The 17,079-nt window shown below is 62.2% G+C and carries 13 protein-coding genes; 9 read left to right on the top strand and 4 right to left on the bottom strand.

Going from position 1 to position 17,079, the window contains the following annotated elements; translation table 11 throughout:
• The first annotated feature begins 14 nt into the window (after positions 1 to 14).
• A complete protein-coding gene (locus tag JOY50_RS01040) occupies positions 15 to 3,035 on the top strand; it encodes an FAD-binding and (Fe-S)-binding domain-containing protein (RefSeq protein ID WP_132846930.1) in 3,021 nt (1,006 codons plus the stop codon).
• A 145-nt stretch (positions 3,036 to 3,180) separates the two neighbouring features.
• On the opposite strand, the gene JOY50_RS01035 is transcribed toward JOY50_RS01040, so the two are convergent.
• From JOY50_RS01035 to phhA, 3 genes are all read right to left on the bottom strand, one after another.
• Positions 3,181 to 4,374: an MFS transporter gene (locus JOY50_RS01035; protein ID WP_243054655.1), complete on the bottom strand. Its 1,194-nt coding sequence runs from the start codon at positions 4,372 to 4,374 to the stop codon at positions 3,181 to 3,183.
• A 510-nt stretch (positions 4,375 to 4,884) separates the two neighbouring features.
• Positions 4,885 to 5,241 (bottom strand): 4a-hydroxytetrahydrobiopterin dehydratase, encoded by a 357-nt coding sequence (locus tag JOY50_RS01030; RefSeq protein WP_019472967.1) that lies wholly within the window; start codon positions 5,239 to 5,241, stop codon positions 4,885 to 4,887.
• 39 nt (positions 5,242 to 5,280) lie between these two features.
• A complete protein-coding gene (phhA, locus tag JOY50_RS01025) occupies positions 5,281 to 6,069 on the bottom strand; it encodes a phenylalanine 4-monooxygenase (RefSeq protein WP_019472966.1) in 789 nt (262 codons plus the stop codon).
• A 255-nt stretch (positions 6,070 to 6,324) separates the two neighbouring features.
• Here phhA and JOY50_RS01020 point away from each other — a divergent pair, with 255 nt between their 5' ends.
• Positions 6,325 to 7,884: a sigma-54-dependent phenylalanine hydroxylase transcriptional regulator PhhR gene (locus JOY50_RS01020; RefSeq protein WP_019472965.1), complete on the top strand. Its 1,560-nt coding sequence runs from the start codon at positions 6,325 to 6,327 to the stop codon at positions 7,882 to 7,884.
• Between the two features lie 153 nt (positions 7,885 to 8,037).
• Here JOY50_RS01020 and JOY50_RS01015 read toward each other — a convergent pair whose 3' ends face one another.
• Positions 8,038 to 8,292, bottom strand: a complete 255-nt coding sequence (locus tag JOY50_RS01015; RefSeq protein WP_003254526.1) for a DUF2790 domain-containing protein — start codon at positions 8,290 to 8,292, stop codon at positions 8,038 to 8,040.
• 397 nt (positions 8,293 to 8,689) lie between these two features.
• Between JOY50_RS01015 and acs the strand changes: the two genes are divergently transcribed.
• The 7 genes from acs to JOY50_RS00980 all read left to right on the top strand — a co-directional run bounded on the left by acs (position 8,690) and on the right by JOY50_RS00980 (position 16,963).
• Positions 8,690 to 10,651: an acetate--CoA ligase gene (gene acs / locus JOY50_RS01010; protein WP_132846928.1), complete on the top strand. Its 1,962-nt coding sequence runs from the start codon at positions 8,690 to 8,692 to the stop codon at positions 10,649 to 10,651.
• A 624-nt stretch (positions 10,652 to 11,275) separates the two neighbouring features.
• Positions 11,276 to 12,061 (top strand): ABC transporter substrate-binding protein, encoded by a 786-nt coding sequence (locus JOY50_RS01005; RefSeq protein ID WP_243054654.1) that lies wholly within the window; start codon positions 11,276 to 11,278, stop codon positions 12,059 to 12,061.
• Positions 12,062 to 12,149: 88 nt separating this feature from the next.
• Positions 12,150 to 12,839 (top strand): ABC transporter permease, encoded by a 690-nt coding sequence (locus tag JOY50_RS01000; protein ID WP_016498487.1) that lies wholly within the window; start codon positions 12,150 to 12,152, stop codon positions 12,837 to 12,839.
• Positions 12,836 to 13,534 carry an ABC transporter permease gene (locus JOY50_RS00995; protein WP_019472962.1) on the top strand — a complete coding sequence of 233 codons (699 nt, stop codon included), beginning with the start codon at positions 12,836 to 12,838 and terminating at the stop codon, positions 13,532 to 13,534. Before JOY50_RS01000 ends, JOY50_RS00995 begins: the two co-directional genes overlap by 4 nt.
• A gap of 22 nt (positions 13,535 to 13,556) precedes the next feature.
• Positions 13,557 to 14,321: an ABC transporter ATP-binding protein gene (locus JOY50_RS00990; protein ID WP_019472961.1), complete on the top strand. Its 765-nt coding sequence runs from the start codon at positions 13,557 to 13,559 to the stop codon at positions 14,319 to 14,321.
• Between the two features lie 98 nt (positions 14,322 to 14,419).
• Positions 14,420 to 15,400: a transcriptional regulator ArgR gene (argR, locus tag JOY50_RS00985; RefSeq protein WP_132846925.1), complete on the top strand. Its 981-nt coding sequence runs from the start codon at positions 14,420 to 14,422 to the stop codon at positions 15,398 to 15,400.
• A gap of 342 nt (positions 15,401 to 15,742) precedes the next feature.
• Positions 15,743 to 16,963, top strand: a complete 1,221-nt coding sequence (locus JOY50_RS00980) for an aspartate aminotransferase family protein (RefSeq protein ID WP_243054653.1) — start codon at positions 15,743 to 15,745, stop codon at positions 16,961 to 16,963.
• Positions 16,964 to 17,079 lie beyond the last annotated feature (116 nt).

The following is a 17,079-nucleotide window of genomic DNA, read 5'->3' as shown; positions in this document are numbered from 1 at the left end:
GAGGCCATCCTTCGATGATCGCCCAGCTGCCGACCGTTGCACCGAGCGCCAACTACCCTGAATTCCTCGAAGCCCTGCGCAGCAGCGGCTTCCGTGGCCAGATCAGTGCCGACTACGGCACCCGTACCGTGCTGGCCACCGATAACTCGATCTACCAGCGCCTGCCCCAGGCGGCGGTGTTCCCGCTGGACGCTGACGATGTAGCGCGGGTTGCCACGCTGATGGGCGAGGCGCGTTTCCAGGAGGTCAAGCTGACCCCGCGCGGCGGTGGCACTGGCACCAACGGCCAGTCGCTGACCGACGGCATCGTCGTTGACCTGTCGCGGCACATGAACAAGATCCTCGAAATCAACGTCGAGGAGCGCTGGGTGCGGGTGCAGGCCGGCACGGTCAAGGACCAGCTCAATGCCGCGCTCAAGCCTCACGGCCTGTTCTTCGCCCCCGAGTTGTCCACCTCGAACCGCGCCACCGTCGGCGGCATGATCAACACCGACGCCAGTGGCCAGGGCAGCTGCACCTATGGCAAGACCCGCGACCACGTACTGGAACTGCACAGCGTGCTGCTCGGTGGCGAGCGCCTGCATAGCCTGCCGATCGACGATGCCACGCTGGAGCAGGCCTGCGCCGCGCCCGGCCGGGTCGGCGAGGTGTACCGCATGGCCCGCAACATTCAGGAAACCCAGGCTGAGCTGATCGAAGCCACCTTCCCCAAGCTCAATCGTTGCCTGACCGGTTACGACCTGGCGCACCTGCGCGACGAGCAGGGCCGTTTCAACCTCAACAGCGTGCTGTGTGGCGCCGAAGGCTCGCTGGGCTACGTGGTCGAAGCCAAGCTCAACGTGCTGCCAATCCCCAAGTACGCGGTGCTGGTCAACGTGCGCTACACCAGCTTCATGGATGCCCTGCGCGACGCCAATGCGCTGATGGCGCACAAGCCGCTGTCGATCGAGACCGTCGACTCCAAGGTGTTGATGCTGGCGATGAAAGACATCGTCTGGCACAGCGTTGCCGAATACTTCCCGGCCGACCCCGAGCGCCCGACCCTGGGTATCAACCTGGTGGAGTTCTGTGGCGACGAGCCGGCCGAGGTCAACGCCCGGGTGCAGGCCTTTGTCGAACACTTGCAGGCGGACACCAGCGTCGAGCGCCTGGGGCATACCTTGGCTGAAGGCGCCGAGGCGGTTACCCGCGTGTACGTGATGCGCAAGCGCTCGGTGGGCTTGCTGGGTAACGTCGAGGGCGAAGTGCGCCCGCAGCCGTTCGTCGAAGACACTGCGGTACCGCCGGAGCAGCTGGCCGACTACATTGCCGACTTCCGCGCGTTGCTCGACGGCTACGGCTTGGCTTATGGCATGTTCGGCCACGTCGATGCCGGGGTGCTGCACGTGCGCCCGGCACTGGACATGAAAGACCCCGCGCAGGCGGCGTTGGTCAAGCCGATTTCCGATGCAGTGGCGGCACTGACCAAAAGTTACGGCGGCTTGCTGTGGGGCGAGCACGGCAAAGGCCTGCGCTCTGAATATGTGCCGGAGTACTTCGGCGAGCTGTACCCGGCGCTGCAGCGCTTGAAAGGTGCCTTTGACCCGCACAACCAGCTCAACCCGGGCAAGATCTGCACCCCGCCAGGCAGCGCCGAAGGCCTGACCCCGGTCGATGGCGTGACCCTGCGCGGTGACCTCGACCGCACCATCGACGAGCGCGTGTGGCAGGACTTCCCCAGCGCCGTGCACTGCAACGGCAATGGCGCCTGCTACAACTACGACCCCAACGACGCCATGTGCCCGTCGTGGAAGGCAACCCGCGAACGCCAGCATTCGCCCAAGGGCCGTGCTTCGTTGATGCGCGAGTGGCTGCGCCTACAGGGCGAGGCGAACATTGACGTGCTGACGGCGGCGCGCAACAAGGTGTCGTGGCTCAAGGGCCTGCCGGCGCGCCTGCGCAACAACCGCGCACGCAGCCAGGGCCAGGAAGACTTTTCCCACGAAGTGTACGACGCCATGGCCGGTTGCCTGGCGTGCAAGTCGTGCGCCGGGCAGTGCCCGATCAAGGTCAACGTGCCGGACTTCCGCTCGCGCTTCCTTGAGCTGTACCACGGCCGCTACCAGCGCCCGCTGCGTGACTACCTGATCGGCTCGCTGGAATTCAGCATTCCGTACCTGGCCCACGCGCCAGGGCTTTACAACGCGGTGATGGGCTCGAAGTGGGTAACCAGGCTGCTGGCCGACAAGGTCGGCATGGTCGACAGCCCGCTGATCAGCCGTTTCAACTTCCAGGCCACCCTGACCCGCTGCCGCGTTGGCGTGGCCAGCGTACCGGCCCTACGTGAACTGACCCCGGCCCAGCGCGAGCGCAGCATCGTGCTGGTGCAGGACGCCTTTACCCGCTACTTCGAAACGCCGCTGCTGTCGGCTTTCATTGACCTGGCCCATCGCCTCGGTCATCGGGTGTATCTGGCGCCCTACAGCGCCAACGGCAAGCCGCTGCATGTGCAGGGCTTCCTCGGCGCATTCGCCAAGGCGGCGATCCGCAACGCTACCCAGCTCAAGGCCCTGGCCGACTGTGGCGTGCCGCTGGTGGGCCTGGACCCGGCGATGACCCTGGTGTATCGCCAGGAATACCAGAAAGTGCCGGGGCTGGAAGGTTGCCCGAAGGTGCTGTTGCCGCAGGAGTGGCTGATGGATGTGCTGCCCCAGCAGGCGCCGACCGCGCCGGGCAACTTCCGCCTGATGGCGCATTGCACCGAGAAGACCAACGTGCCAGCCAGCACCCGGCAGTGGGAGCAGGTGTTTGAGCGTTTGGGCCTGAAGCTGGTGACCGAGGCGACGGGTTGCTGCGGTATGTCCGGTACCTACGGGCACGAGGCGCGTAACCAGGAAACATCGCGGACCATCTTTGAGCAGAGCTGGGCCACCAAGCTGGACAAGGAAGGGGAGCCCTTGGCCACGGGCTACTCGTGCCGTAGCCAGGTCAAGCGCATGACCGAGCGCAAGATGCGCCACCCGCTGGAAGTGGTGTTGCAGTACGCCCAGCGTTAACCTTCAGGATCTCGGGGGCTGCTTTGCAGCCCTATCGCCGGCAAGCCAGCTCCCACAGGATCACCACAGACCTGAACACTGTGGTGATCCTGTGGGAGCTGGCTTGCCGGCGATAGGGTCAGTGCAGGCACTGCAAGGGTCAGGCTTATTGCCCCCGATCTCTATGCCGCCGCACCTGCCTGTACAGATGCAGGCTCAACACCAGCCCGCAAGCCGCGGCAGCCGCCGCAAACAGAAACATCGAAGCAAACCCGAACCCCGCCGCCACCGCGCCCACCAGTGGCCCGGTCACCCCCAGCGACAAATCGATGAACAGCGAATACGCCCCCACCGCCGCGCCGCGGTTGGCCGCCGACACCTGGTTCACCGCCTCCACGCCCAATGCCGGGAACACCAGCGAGAAACCAAACCCGCTCAGTGCTGCACCTGCCAATGCCAGTTCGGCACTGGGGGCCAGCCACAGCATCAGCAGCCCAAGTGTTTCTACCGATAGGCAGGCGATCGCCACCCGGAACCCGCCTATACGGTTGATCAGGTTGCCGAACAGCAGCCGTGCGCTGATGAAACTGGCGCCGAACAGGCTCAGGGTCAACGCCGCATCGGTCCAGCCACGGCTGGCGTAGTACAAGGTAATGAAGGTGGCGATGGTGCCAAAGCCGATCGAGCCCAGGGCCAGCCCCGAGCCATGCGGGAACACCTTGCCCAGCACCCGCAGGAACGGCAGGCGTACACCGCTGACAATGGGCGCAGCCTGCTTGGGCCAGGCCAGCAGCAGGCCAAGGGTGCACAGCAGGATGATGCTGACGCCCATGCTCCACAGCCCCAGGCCCTTGACCATCAGCACACCCAGTGGCGCGCCGATGGCCAGTGCGCCATAGCTGGCGATGCCATTCCAGGAGATGACCTTGGCGGTGTTTTCGGCGCCCACCCGGCCGATGCCCCAGCCAATCGCGCCCGAGCCCACCAGGCTTTCGGCGCTGCCCAGCACCAGGCGGCCAACCAGCAGGCAGGCCAGGCTCAGCCAGGGCAGGTGGGTGAGGAAGGCGCAGGCCAGCATGAACACCCCGCTAAGCCCGCAGCCTACCAAGCCATACATGACGGCTTTCTTGCTGCCATGGTTGTCGATGATGCGGCTGGCGGTGGGGCGGCTGAGCAAGGTGGCCAGGTACTGCACGCTGATCACAAGGCCAGCGACCACGGCGCTGAAACCCAGGTCGTTATGCACATAGCCGGGCAACACGGCCAGTGGAATGCCGATGTTCAGGTAGCCGATGAAGGTGAAGAGGACGATGGAGACGACTTGCAGGGTGACCGCAAGGGGGCGCGGTGAGTCGGGCATGGGGACCTACGTGTGTTCAGGACGGTGTGAAAACGTGATGACGGGGGTGGCCCGCAGGTCAGCCGTTTTCACACAGTCGGGGATGCGCAGTTATTCCTGGTCAGCGCTGGATTGATCGTCACCATCCTGCTCGACGGCAGCTGCCGGTTCGGCGTGAACGGTCACGGATGGCTCTTCTGGGTTCAAGCTTGGGAAGGGAAGATTCGGGATTTCGTGCATCTCGTCGTTCCTCGCAAGTGTGAGTGAAAAGTCTGCGCCAGGCGCGGTTGAAGCTTCGCAAAGCTGGGGCAGGATACACAAGTCTGGATGACAGTTTGGATTTTTTACCGGTCGCTTGTCGGTTTTGCGGGCGAACAGCGCACATTTTTCCTGCAAATAATTGGGGCCGCTTCGCGCCCCTTCGCGGGCTTGCCCGCTCCCACAGGGACCGCGAAAACCAGGGGCGCGCGCCGTCTTTGTGGGAGCGGGCAAGCCCGCGAAGGGCGCGAAGCGGCCCCGGTTTCCAAGCGATTACTTACGGCCTTCAGCCGTTTCAGCCACCTTGTCAGTGCGCGCGCACATGATGAAGTCGTTGCGGTGCAGGCCTTTGATCGAGTGGCTCCACCAGGTCACGGTGACCTTGCCCCACTCGGTCAGCAGCCCCGGGTGGTGGCCTTCGGCTTCGGCGATTTCGCCCACGGCGTTGGTGAACGCCAAGGCGTGCTTGAAGTTCTTGAACAGGAACACGCGCTCAAGCTCCATGTGGCCGTCACGTACTTCGATGTTCCAGTCCGGGATTTCGCGAATCAGCTCGGCCAGCTCTTCGTCGGAGACTTTCGGGGCATCGGCGCGGCAGGCTTCGCAATGGGCTTGGTTCAAGGCATTCATGAGATGTTTTCCAGTTCGAGTTGTTATCGGCAAGGTCGCTCAGGCGGCGACCTTGGGTGGAAACTTCGGCGCGTGCAGGCCCAGCTGCATGGCTTTATGGACCATGCCCATGATGTCTTCGTGGGCCAGGTCGAACAGGCGCTTCATGTTCGGCAGCACGAAATACAGCGGCTGCAGGATGTCGATGCGGTAGGGCGTGCGCATGGCCTCGATCGGGTCGAAGGCCTGGTGCTCAGGCTCGCCGGACAGACTGTACACAGTCTCCTTGGGCGACGAGAGGATGCCGCCGCCATAGATCTTGCGGCCTTGTGGGGTTTCCATCAGGCCAAACTCGATGGTCATCCAGTACAGGCGCGCCAGGTAGACGCGTTGTTCCTTGGTCGCGGCCAGGCCGAGCTTGCCGTAGGTGTGGGTGAATTCGGCGAACCATGGGTTGGTCAGCAGCGGGCAGTGGCCGAAGATCTCGTGGAAGATATCGGGCTCTTGCAGGTAGTCCAGCTCCTCCGGGGTACGGATGAAGGTGGCAACCGGGAAGCGCTTGCTGGCCAGCAGTTCGAAGAAGGTCTGGAAGGGGATCAGTGCCGGTACCCGGGCAACTTGCCAGCCGGTGGTGGCGGCCAGCACCTTGTTGACCTCGCCCAGTTGCGGGATACGGTCATGGGGCAGCTTGAGCTGGTCGATGCCGTCCAGGTATTCCTGGCACGCGCGGCCCTCGATCACTTTCAACTGGCGGGTGATCAGGGTGTTCCATACCGCATGCTCTTGCTGCGGGTAATCGATAAAACCATGCGCATCGGGCTCGCGTGCCACGTATTGCGTCTGTTTCATGAGGCTCTCCTGGTGAGGGCTTTTCTTGTTATGTGCAGGACATGCCTAAGTAATATCCCCGCCTGGGTCGGTTTGCACGATGGATCGCGGGCCTTATCGCTGCTCGATGCCCTCAATTCGTAACGATAATTTTACAAAATCGAGCAGGTGTCGGAAAATCCGAGGCCTCTGGCTGATGGTTATGCTGTTTTTGTCAGCTTATCTTTACGACTTTTCTGCGCGGTGTTGAAAAACATTGGCGCTTCGAGAGCCCACATGCGTATCAAAGTGCACTGCCAGAACCGTATTGGCATCCTGCGCGACATCCTCAACCTGCTGGTGGAGTACGGCATCAACGTGCTGCGCGGCGAGGTGGGCGGTGACCACGGCAACGCGATCTACCTGCATTGCCCGAACCTGATCAACCTGCAGTTCCAGGCATTGCGGCCCAAGTTCGAGGCGATTGCCGGCGTGTTCGGCGTCAAGCGTGTAGGGCTGATGCCCAGCGAGCGGCGGCACATGGAGCTGAATGCACTGCTGGGTGCGCTGGATTTCCCGGTGCTGTCGATCGACATGGGCGGCAGTATCGTCGCCGCCAACCGCACCGCGGCGCAGCTGCTGGGGGTGCGGGTGGACGAGGTGCCCGGCATGCCACTGGCGCGCTACGTGGAAGACTTCGACCTGCCGGAATTGGTGCGGGCCAACAAGTCGCGCATCAATGGCATGCGTATCAAGGTCAAGGGCGATGTGTTCCTGGCCGATATCGCGCCGCTGCAGTCCGAGCACGATGACAGTGAGGCGCTGGCCGGCGCGGTACTCACCCTGCACCGGGCCGACCGCATCGGCGAGCGTATCTACAACGTGCGCAAGCAAGAGCTGCGCGGCTTCGACAGCATCTTCCAGAGCTCGCGGGTGATGGCCGCCGTGGTGCGTGAAGCGCGGCGCATGGCACCGCTGGATGCACCCCTGCTGATCGAAGGCGAAACCGGTACCGGCAAGGAGCTGCTGGCGCGCGCCTGTCACCTGGCCAGCCCGCGCGGCCAGTCGCCGCTGATGGCGCTCAATTGCGCCGGGTTGCCGGAGTCGATGGCCGAGACCGAGCTGTTCGGTTACGGCCCCGGGGCGTTTGAAGGGGCGCGGGCCGAGGGCAAACTGGGGCTGCTGGAGCTGACTGCCGGCGGCACGCTGTTTCTTGACGGGGTAGGGGAGATGAGCCCGCGCCTGCAAGTGAAGCTGCTGCGCTTTCTGCAGGACGGCTGCTTCCGCCGGGTAGGCAGCGATGAAGAGGTCTACCTGGATGTGCGGGTGATTTGCGCGACCCAGGTGGATTTGTCCGAACTGTGTGCCCGTGGCGAGTTTCGTCAGGACCTGTATCACCGCCTCAACGTATTGTCGCTGCACATTCCGCCTTTGCGTGAGTGTATGGATGGGTTGGAAGGACTGGTGCAGCACTTTCTTGATCAGGCCAGCCGGCAGATTGGTTGCGCCATGCCGCGCCTGGCGCCGGCGGCAATGGAAAAACTTGGGCAATACCATTGGCCGGGCAATGTAAGGCAGTTGGAAAACGTATTGTTCCAGGCGGTTTCTTTATGTGAAGGCGGGGTGGTCAAAAGCGAGCATATACGCTTGCCGGATTATGGCGCGCGGCAACCGTTGGGTGAGTTTTCGCTGGAGGGGGATCTTTCGCAGATTGTCGGGCGCTTTGAGAAAGCGGTGCTGGAAAGTTTGATGGGGGAGTTTTCGAGTAGTCGCGCTTTGGGGAAAAGATTAGGTGTTTCGCACACGACTATTGCCAACAAGTTGAGGGATTACTCGCTTAACAAGTCGGCGGATTAGTGGGTGGGCAAAGAACCGGGGACTGTTTTGCAGTCCTTTCGCGACACAAGGCCGCTCCTACAGGTATTGCATCTGGTTTGAAACCTGCGCAATACCTGTAGGAGCGGCCTTGTGTCGCGATAGGGGCCCGCAGGGCCCCCGATTCACAAGGTCTCAGCCGTTGGAGCAGCCGTTCCCCATCACGCGGTATTCGAGAATGTGCTTCTGGCCCTGGGAGTCCTCGTAGGTCATGCGGGCTGGCACGACTTCGCACACATTGGGCACTTCGCTCATGGAAATGACGCGGGCAATGTCCAGGTGCTGCGAGTAACTGTATTGTTCAACCGGAATCTGCTCGGCATCTTTGGCTTCGCCGGCCATCGCCGCGCCGCAAAGACTGCCAAGTACCAATACCAGTAAAGCTTTCATTTTCTATTTACCTGTCTAAGGTCGTGAGGGGGCGCGCGGCGCTTATGGCGCCGCGAGTATTGCTAGTTTTAACTATCGGGATGAGATGGAGATTAACGCTTGCCTTCGTGGGGGCTGTTACCAGTTGTTAATCGCCTTGCCGTTGCTGGCGAGGTGAATTTTATGGCGCTGGCCAAGGCCGAAACAGTGGGTCTTTTGATAAAGTGTTTTGACAGAATCTGTAACAATCCCGTGCTAACCCCCTTATTTTTTCGCCGCATGGCCTGTAATCCCCGAGCTAGAGGGCTTTGCCGGAACGTGCGTGCCAAATTACTACCAACGTCGAATGGCTTTTGTCGCTCTGGTACAGTTACAAACGGTTCCATACAAAAACAACTATTACACCGAGGTAACACAGATGAGTGCGGCTCCACTGTATCCCGTTCGTCCCGAGGTTGCGGCCACTACCCTGACCGACGAGGCCACCTACAAGGCCATGTACCAGAAATCGGTGATCAACCCGGACGGCTTCTGGCGTGAGCAGGCCCAGCGTATCGACTGGATCAAACCGTTCACCAAGGTCAAGCAGACCTCCTTTGACGACCACCACGTCGATATCAAATGGTTCGCCGACGGCACTCTGAACGTTTCCTCCAACTGCCTGGACCGCCACCTGGAAGAGCGCGGCGACCAGCTGGCCATCATCTGGGAAGGCGACGACCCTTCCGAGCACCGCAACATCACTTACCGTGAGCTGCACGAGCAGGTCTGCAAGTTCGCCAACGCCCTGCGTGGCCAGGACGTGCACCGTGGTGATGTGGTTACCATCTATATGCCGATGATCCCCGAGGCCGTGGTCGCCATGCTGGCCTGTGCCCGTATCGGTGCGATCCACTCGGTGGTCTTCGGCGGCTTCTCCCCGGAAGCGTTGGCAGGCCGCATCATCGATTGCGAGTCCAAGGTGGTGATCACCGCCGACGAAGGCCTGCGTGGCGGCCGTCGTACTCCGCTCAAGGCCAACGTCGACCTGGCGCTGACCAACCCTGAAACCAACAGCGTGCAGAAAATCATCGTGTGCAAGCGCACCGGTGGCGAAATTGCCTGGCACCAGCACCGCGACATCTGGTACGAAGACCTGATGAAAGTGGCCTCCAGCCACTGCGCACCGAAAGAAATGGGTGCTGAAGAACCGCTGTTCATCCTTTATACCTCCGGCTCCACCGGCAAGCCGAAGGGTGTGCTGCACACCACCGGCGGTTACCTGGTCTATGCCGCGCTGACCCACGAGCGCGTGTTCGACTACCGCCCGGGCGAGGTCTACTGGTGCACTGCCGACGTCGGTTGGGTCACTGGCCACAGCTATATCGTCTACGGCCCGCTGGCCAACGGCGCCACCACCTTGCTGTTTGAAGGCGTGCCGAACTACCCGGACATTACCCGCGTCTCGAAGATCGTCGACAAGCACAAGGTCAACATCCTCTACACCGCGCCAACCGCCATTCGCGCAATGATGGCCGAAGGGCAGGCCGCCGTTGAGGGGGCCGATGGTTCCAGTCTGCGTCTGCTTGGCTCGGTAGGCGAACCGATCAACCCTGAAGCCTGGAACTGGTACTACAAGACCGTTGGCAAGGAGCGTTGCCCGATCGTCGACACCTGGTGGCAGACCGAGACCGGCGGCATCCTGATCAGCCCGCTGCCGGGTGCCACCGGCCTCAAGCCGGGCTCGGCAACCCGTCCGTTCTTTGGTGTGGTGCCCGCGCTGGTGGACAACCTGGGTAACCTGATCGAGGGGGCGGCCGAAGGCAATCTGGTTATTCTGGACTCCTGGCCGGGCCAGTCGCGGTCGCTGTACGGCGACCACGACCGCTTCGTCGACACCTACTTCAAGACCTTCCGTGGCATGTACTTCACCGGCGACGGCGCGCGCCGCGACGAAGATGGCTACTACTGGATCACCGGCCGCGTGGATGACGTGCTCAACGTGTCCGGCCACCGCATGGGTACTGCCGAAATCGAAAGCGCCATGGTCGCGCATTCGAAAGTGGCCGAGGCTGCAGTGGTTGGCGTACCGCACGACATCAAGGGCCAGGGCATCTATGTGTATGTCACCCTCAATGCCGGTATCGAGGCCAGCGAGCAGCTGCGCCTGGAGCTGAAGAACTGGGTGCGCAAGGAGATCGGCCCGATTGCTTCGCCGGACGTGATCCAGTGGGCGCCGGGGTTGCCCAAGACCCGCTCGGGCAAGATCATGCGCCGTATCCTGCGCAAGATTGCCACTGCTGAGTATGATGCGCTGGGCGATATCTCCACCTTGGCCGACCCGGGTGTGGTGCAGCACCTGATCGATACCCACAAGGCCATGAACCTGGCTTCGGCCTGATAGCGAGGCAGAGCGCGGGCCCTTGTGCGGGCGGCTCTGTGTGGGAGCGGGCGAGCCCGCGAATACCGGCGCAGCCGTTGCCATCCAACGCGTTGCCTGCTTCGCGGGCACGCCCGCTCCCACACAAGGCCGCTCCTGCAGGGCGTGTATATGCGTCAGTAAACCCCGCCCGGCCAACCGGCGGGGTTTTTGCTTTACTGTTACCCGACATTCATCGGTAACTGTTCTGTCACCGGTCACGCACAAGTTCGGGGCGCGGGGAAACAAATCTGGCCTGTTTCGGTGCGTTTGCGTAACCATTTTGTGCAACACAGCACGCTACACTTGCCGTAGTACAAGGCTTTGCCAATAATAGGCCCAGGAATTGCTAGGTCTATAGGTTCTATTTCTTGCGCTTTTGCATATTTTGCACTGGCTGTCAACATCGCCCGCAGCGGTTTCAAGCGCTTCTGTAAGTAGTTGTCGCTTTGAAGAAATATCGACTACCGGGCTGTCGCTAAAATGCCACTCACTCGCTCGTGGTCTGCGACCTTGGTCGAACCCTGCGCGGCTCGCGTTGTACCCATTCGCATATCGGGCAGTTGTTACCTGCCTTGTATTGCCCCGTACCGATGGAGTTACCTGATGAAGAAGCTCGCACTGCTTGGCGCCCTGGCGCTGTCTGTGTTTTCCCTGGTGTCGCAGGCCGATGAAAAACCCCTGAAAATCGGCATTGAAGCAGCCTACCCGCCCTTCGCCTTCAAGCAGCCCGATGGCAGCATCGCCGGTTTCGACTACGACATCGGCAACGCCCTGTGCGAACAGATGAAAGCCAAGTGCACCTGGGTCGAGCAGGAGTTCGACGGCCTGATCCCGGCGCTGAAAGTGCGCAAGATCGACGCCATTCTGTCGTCCATGTCGATCACTGAAGACCGCAAGAAGTCGGTCGACTTCACCAAGCGCTACTACCTGACCCCGGCGCGCCTGGTCATGAAGGGCGGCACCGCTGTCAGCGAAAGCCTGGATGAGCTCAAAGGCAAGAAGATCGGTGTGCAGCGTGGGTCGATCCATGACCGCTTCGCCAAGGAAGTGCTGGGCGCCAAAGGTGCCACCGTGGTGCCTTACGGTACCCAGAACGAAATCTACCTGGACGTGGCAGCCGGTCGCCTCGACGGCACTGTGGCTGACGCCACCCTGCTGGAAGACGGCTTCCTCAAGACCGACGCCGGCAAGGGCTTCGCCTTCGTAGGCCCGGCCTTCACCGACGCCAAGTACTTCGGTGACGGCATCGGCATTGCTGTGCGCAAGGGCGACAAGGCCAACGTCGACCGTATCAACGCGGCCATCGACGCTATCCGTGCCAACGGCAAGTACAAAGAAATCGAGAAGAAGTACTTCAACTTCGACATCTACGGTCCAGACTCGAACTAAGACGTCGGGTTTCACCTGTGCAATGGTGCAAACAGCAGAGGCTCTGAGGTTTGCACCATTTTTCATTCTCTAGGTCGAGGACCTCATCATGTTGAAAGGCTACGGGGCAGTCATCCTCGACGGGGCGTGGCTGACGCTGCAGCTTGCCCTGTCGTCGATGGCCCTGGCCATCGTGCTCGGCCTGATCGGTGTGGCGCTGCGCTTGTCGCCGGTGCGCTGGCTGGCCTGGCTGGGCGATCTGTACTCCACGGTGATCCGTGGTATTCCGGACCTGGTTCTGATCCTGCTGATCTTCTACGGTGGGCAAGACATCATCAACCGGGTGGCGCCGCTGCTCGGCTACGAAGACTACATCGACCTGAATCCGCTGGCTGCGGGTATTGGTACGTTGGGCTTCATCTTTGGCGCGTACCTGTCGGAAACCTTCCGCGGTGCCTTCCTCGGCATTCCCAAAGGCCAGGCCGAAGCAGGCGTGGCGTATGGCATGAGCAACCGTCAGGTGTTCTTCCGCATCCAGGTGCCGCAAATGATTCGCCTGGCGATCCCCGGCTTCACCAACAACTGGCTGGTGCTGACCAAGGCCACCGCGCTGATTTCGGTAGTGGGCCTGCAGGACATGATGTTCAAGGCCAAGCAGGCGGCCGATGCCACCCGCGAGCCGTTCACCTTCTTCCTGGCGGTGGCGGCTCTGTACCTGGTGCTGACCAGTGTCTCGCTGCTGGCCCTGAAGTATCTCGAGCGCCGCTACTCGGTGGGCGTCAAGGTGGCTGAACTATGATCTTCGACTACAACGTCGTCTGGGAGGCATTGCCGATGTACTTCGGCGGCCTGCTGACTACCCTCAAGCTGCTGGCGATTTCGCTGTTCTTCGGCCTGCTGGCGGCCATTCCGCTTGGTCTGATGCGCGTGTCCAAGCAGCCTGCGATCAATCTTGTGGCGTGGCTCTACACCTACGTGATCCGCGGCACGCCAATGCTGGTGCAGCTGTTCCTGATCTACTACGGCCTGGCGCAGTTCGAGGCGGTGCGCGAAAGCTTCCTCTGGCCGCTGCTGTCCAGTGCCACGTTCTGCGCCTGCCTGGCGTTCGGTGTCAACACCAGTGCCTACACCGCAGAAATCATCGCCGGCAGCCTCAAGGCCACGCCCCATGGCGAGATCGAGGCGGCCAAGGCCATGGGCATGTCGCGCATGAAGATGTACCGGCGCATCCTGCTGCCGTCGGCCCTGCGCCGGGCGCTGCCGCAGTACAGCAACGAAGTGATCATGATGCTGCAGACCACCAGCCTGGCGTCGATCGTCACCCTGATCGACATTACCGGTGCCGCACGCACGGTCAATGCCCAGTACTACCTGCCTTTCGAGGCCTACATCACGGCGGGCGTGTTCTACCTGTGCCTGACCTTCATCCTGGTGCGCCTGTTCAAAATGGCCGAACGCCGTTGGCTCGGCTACCTGGCGCCGCGCAAGCACTGACCGCTTTGTGAGAATCGACAGCATGTACAAACTCGAAGTCCAAGACCTGCACAAGCGCTACGGCAGCCATGAAGTGCTCAAGGGCGTGTCCCTGGCGGCCAAGGCTGGCGACGTCATCAGCATCATCGGCTCCAGTGGTTCGGGCAAGTCGACCTTCCTGCGCTGCATCAACCTGCTGGAGCAGCCACACGCCGGCAAGATCCTGCTCAACAACGAAGAGCTCAAGCTGGTCGCCGGCAAGGACGGCGCGCTGAAGGCCTCCGACCCGCGCCAGTTGCAGCGCATGCGCTCGCGCCTGTCGATGGTGTTTCAGCACTTCAACCTGTGGTCGCACATGACGGCGCTGGAGAACGTGATCGAAGCGCCGGTACACGTGTTGGGCATGAACAAGAAGGAGGCCCTTGAAAAGGCCGAGCACTACTTGGCCAAGGTGGGGGTCGCCCACCGCAAGGACGCCTTCCCGGGGCATATGTCGGGTGGTGAGCAACAACGTGTGGCAATTGCCCGGGCCTTGGCCGTGGAGCCGGAGGTTATGCTGTTTGACGAGCCGACCTCGGCACTCGACCCCGAGCTGGTGGGTGATGTGCTCAAGGTCATGCAGGCGCTGGCTCAGGAAGGCCGCACCATGGTGGTTGTGACCCACGAAATGGGCTTTGCTCGCGAGGTGTCCAACCAGCTGGTGTTCCTGCACAAAGGCCTGGTCGAAGAGGCCGGCTGCCCACGCGAAGTACTGGCCAACCCGCAGTCGGAGCGCCTGAAGCAGTTCCTCTCCGGCAGCCTGAAGTAAAAGCTGCATTTTTGCACCAGAATAGGGCATGCTGCGCTGCGAGCGCAGCCTGACCCGGCGCACAGACTCGAACGACCTCAGGTTTCGGACCGCACCCTATGACCACCCAGCGAATCGGTTTTCTCATCTGGCCCAGCACCAGGCCCTTGACCCTGGCGCTGGCCGAGGAAGTGTTGCAGGTGGCGCAGCGGGTGCATCCGGACGTGGTTTACGAACTGGTCTTTTTGCAGGCGGAGCCTGCGCCAGAGGGTGGTTGGCGCCTGCCGGGCGAGCCGTGGGCCGGCCGCCTGGAGGGTTGCCACAAGCTGTTCCTGCTTGCTGACGAGCCGCCTGCGGCGGTAGGGGCTGCCTTGTCGACTGCGCTCAAGCAACTGGCGCGCAGTGGCTGCATGATCGCCGGCCTGTCTGCCGGGGTTTATCCGCTGGCGATGCTGGGCCTGCTCGACGGTTATCGGGCTGCGGTGCACTGGCGCTGGCAAGACGATTTTGCCGAACGCTTCCCCAAGGTCATCGCCACCAGCCACCTGTTCGACTGGGACCGTGATCGCCTGACTGCCTGTGGCGGCATCGCCGTGGCAGACCTGCTGCTGGCAGTGCTGGCCCGTGATCACGGGGCGGAACTGGCGGGGGCGGTGTCGGAAGAACTGGTGGTGGAGCGCATCCGTGAGGGGGGCGAGCGTCAGCGTATTCCGCTGCAGAATCGCCTGGGTTCGAGTCATCCCAAGCTGACCCAGGCGGTGCTGTTGATGGAAGCGAACATCGAAGAACCGTTGACCACCGACGAGATTGCCCAGCATGTGTGCGTGTCGCGTCGGCAGCTGGAGCGCATCTTCAAGCAGTACCTTAACCGCGTGCCGAGCCAGTACTACCTGGAGCTTCGGCTGAACAAGGCGCGGCAGATGCTGATGCAGACCAGCAAGTCGATCATCCAGATTGGTTTGTCCTGTGGCTTCTCTTCGGGGCCGCATTTCTCCAGTGCCTACCGCAACTTCTTCGGCGCCACGCCACGGGAAGACCGGAACCAGCGGCGAAGCAGCAGCCCGTTCGAACTGAGCTCGGCGCCTGCCGAAAAGGGCTGATTCCCTGTTGCCTGCACTGGCCCTATCGCCGGCAAGCCAACTCCCACAGGTACCCGGCAAGCCTCAGGGCCTGTGGTGACCCTGTGGGAGCTGGCTTGCCGGCGATAGGGTCGGCGTAGGCAGCCACTCTTCTATATGTGAACACCCGTTCACCCAGCATCCTCTCTCCCGTACACTGCGCGATTGCGACAGTGTTTGTCGCATTGCCGAAAGCCTTGTCAAAACTGGGTTTTGCGCTGTAACAAGTTGTCGCTTGGCCGCAAGGACAGGCGCGGATCAGTCCTTACAATCCCCCCATCGCTCGCCCACTTCCAGGCCAGCGTTCCTCTTCAGGAGACTCAGATGTCCGTTGAGCAAGCCCCGGTGCAACGTGCCGATTTCGACCAGGTCATGGTTCCCAACTATTCTCCGGCGGCCTTCATTCCTGTGCGAGGCGAGGGTTCCCGTGTGTGGGACCAGTCGGGTCGCGAGTTGATCGACTTTGCCGGTGGCATCGCGGTAAATGCCCTGGGCCACTGCCATCCGGCGCTGGTCAAGGCCCTGACCGACCAGGCCAACACCCTCTGGCACGTATCCAACGTGTTCACCAACGAGCCGGCCCTGCGCCTGGCCCACAAGCTGGTGGACGCCACCTTTGCCGACCGGGCGTTCTTCTGCAACTCCGGCGCCGAGGCCAACGAGGCCGCGTTCAAGCTGGCCCGTCGCGTCGCCCATGACCGCTTTGGCCCGGAAAAGCACGAAATCATCGCCACCGTGAACAGCTTCCACGGCCGTACCCTGTTCACCGTCAGCGTCGGTGGCCAGCCGAAATACTCTGACGGCTTCGGCCCGAAGATCACCGGTATCAGCCATGTGCCGTACAACGACCTGGAAGCGCTGAAGGCACAGATTTCCGACAAGACCTGCGCCGTGGTGATCGAACCGATCCAGGGCGAAAGCGGTGTGGTACCCGCTGACCTGGCCTACCTGGAAGGCGCGCGCAAGCTGTGCGACGCGCACAACGCCCTGCTGATCTTCGACGAAGTGCAGACCGGCGTGGGCCGTACCGGTTCGCTGTATGCCTACCAGCACTACGGCGTGACGCCCGACATCCTGACCAGCGCCAAGAGCCTGGGCGGTGGCTTCCCTATTGGCGCCATGCTGACCACCACCGAACTGGCCAAGCACCTGGCCGTCGGCACCCACGGCACCACTTACGGCGGCAACCCGCTGGGCTGCGCCGTCGCCTGCGCGGTGCTGGATGTGGTCAATACCCCTGAAACCCTGGCCGGCATCAAGGCCAAGCACGCACGCTTCAAAACGCGCCTGGAACAGATTGGCCAGAAGTACAGCCTGTTCTCCCAGGTGCGTGGTGTTGGCCTGCTGCTCGGCTGCGTACTGACCGAGGCCTGGCACGGCAAGGCCAAGGACGTGCTCAACGCCGCCGAAAAAGAAGGCGTGATGGTGCTGCAGGCGGGCCCGGACGTGGTGCGTTTTGCGCCAAGCCTGGTGGTTGAAGACGCCGACATCGACGAAGGCCTGGACCGCTTCGAGCGCGCTGTGGCTACCCTGACCAAAGGCTGATCCGCCTGCGGTCCCGTCGCCGGCCCGCGCCCCTGGCGGGCCTGGCCGGCGATACCCGATTCCACTGCAGGTGCCTGTGTACCTGCCGTTTTTCCGTGCCGCCGTGAGCGGCCCGT

Origin of the sequence: Pseudomonas sp. BP01 (assembly GCF_022760795.1) — a bacterium.
Classification (GTDB): domain Bacteria; phylum Pseudomonadota; class Gammaproteobacteria; order Pseudomonadales; family Pseudomonadaceae; genus Aquipseudomonas; species Aquipseudomonas putida_Q.
This window is presented reverse-complemented; position numbering and strand designations above follow the sequence as displayed.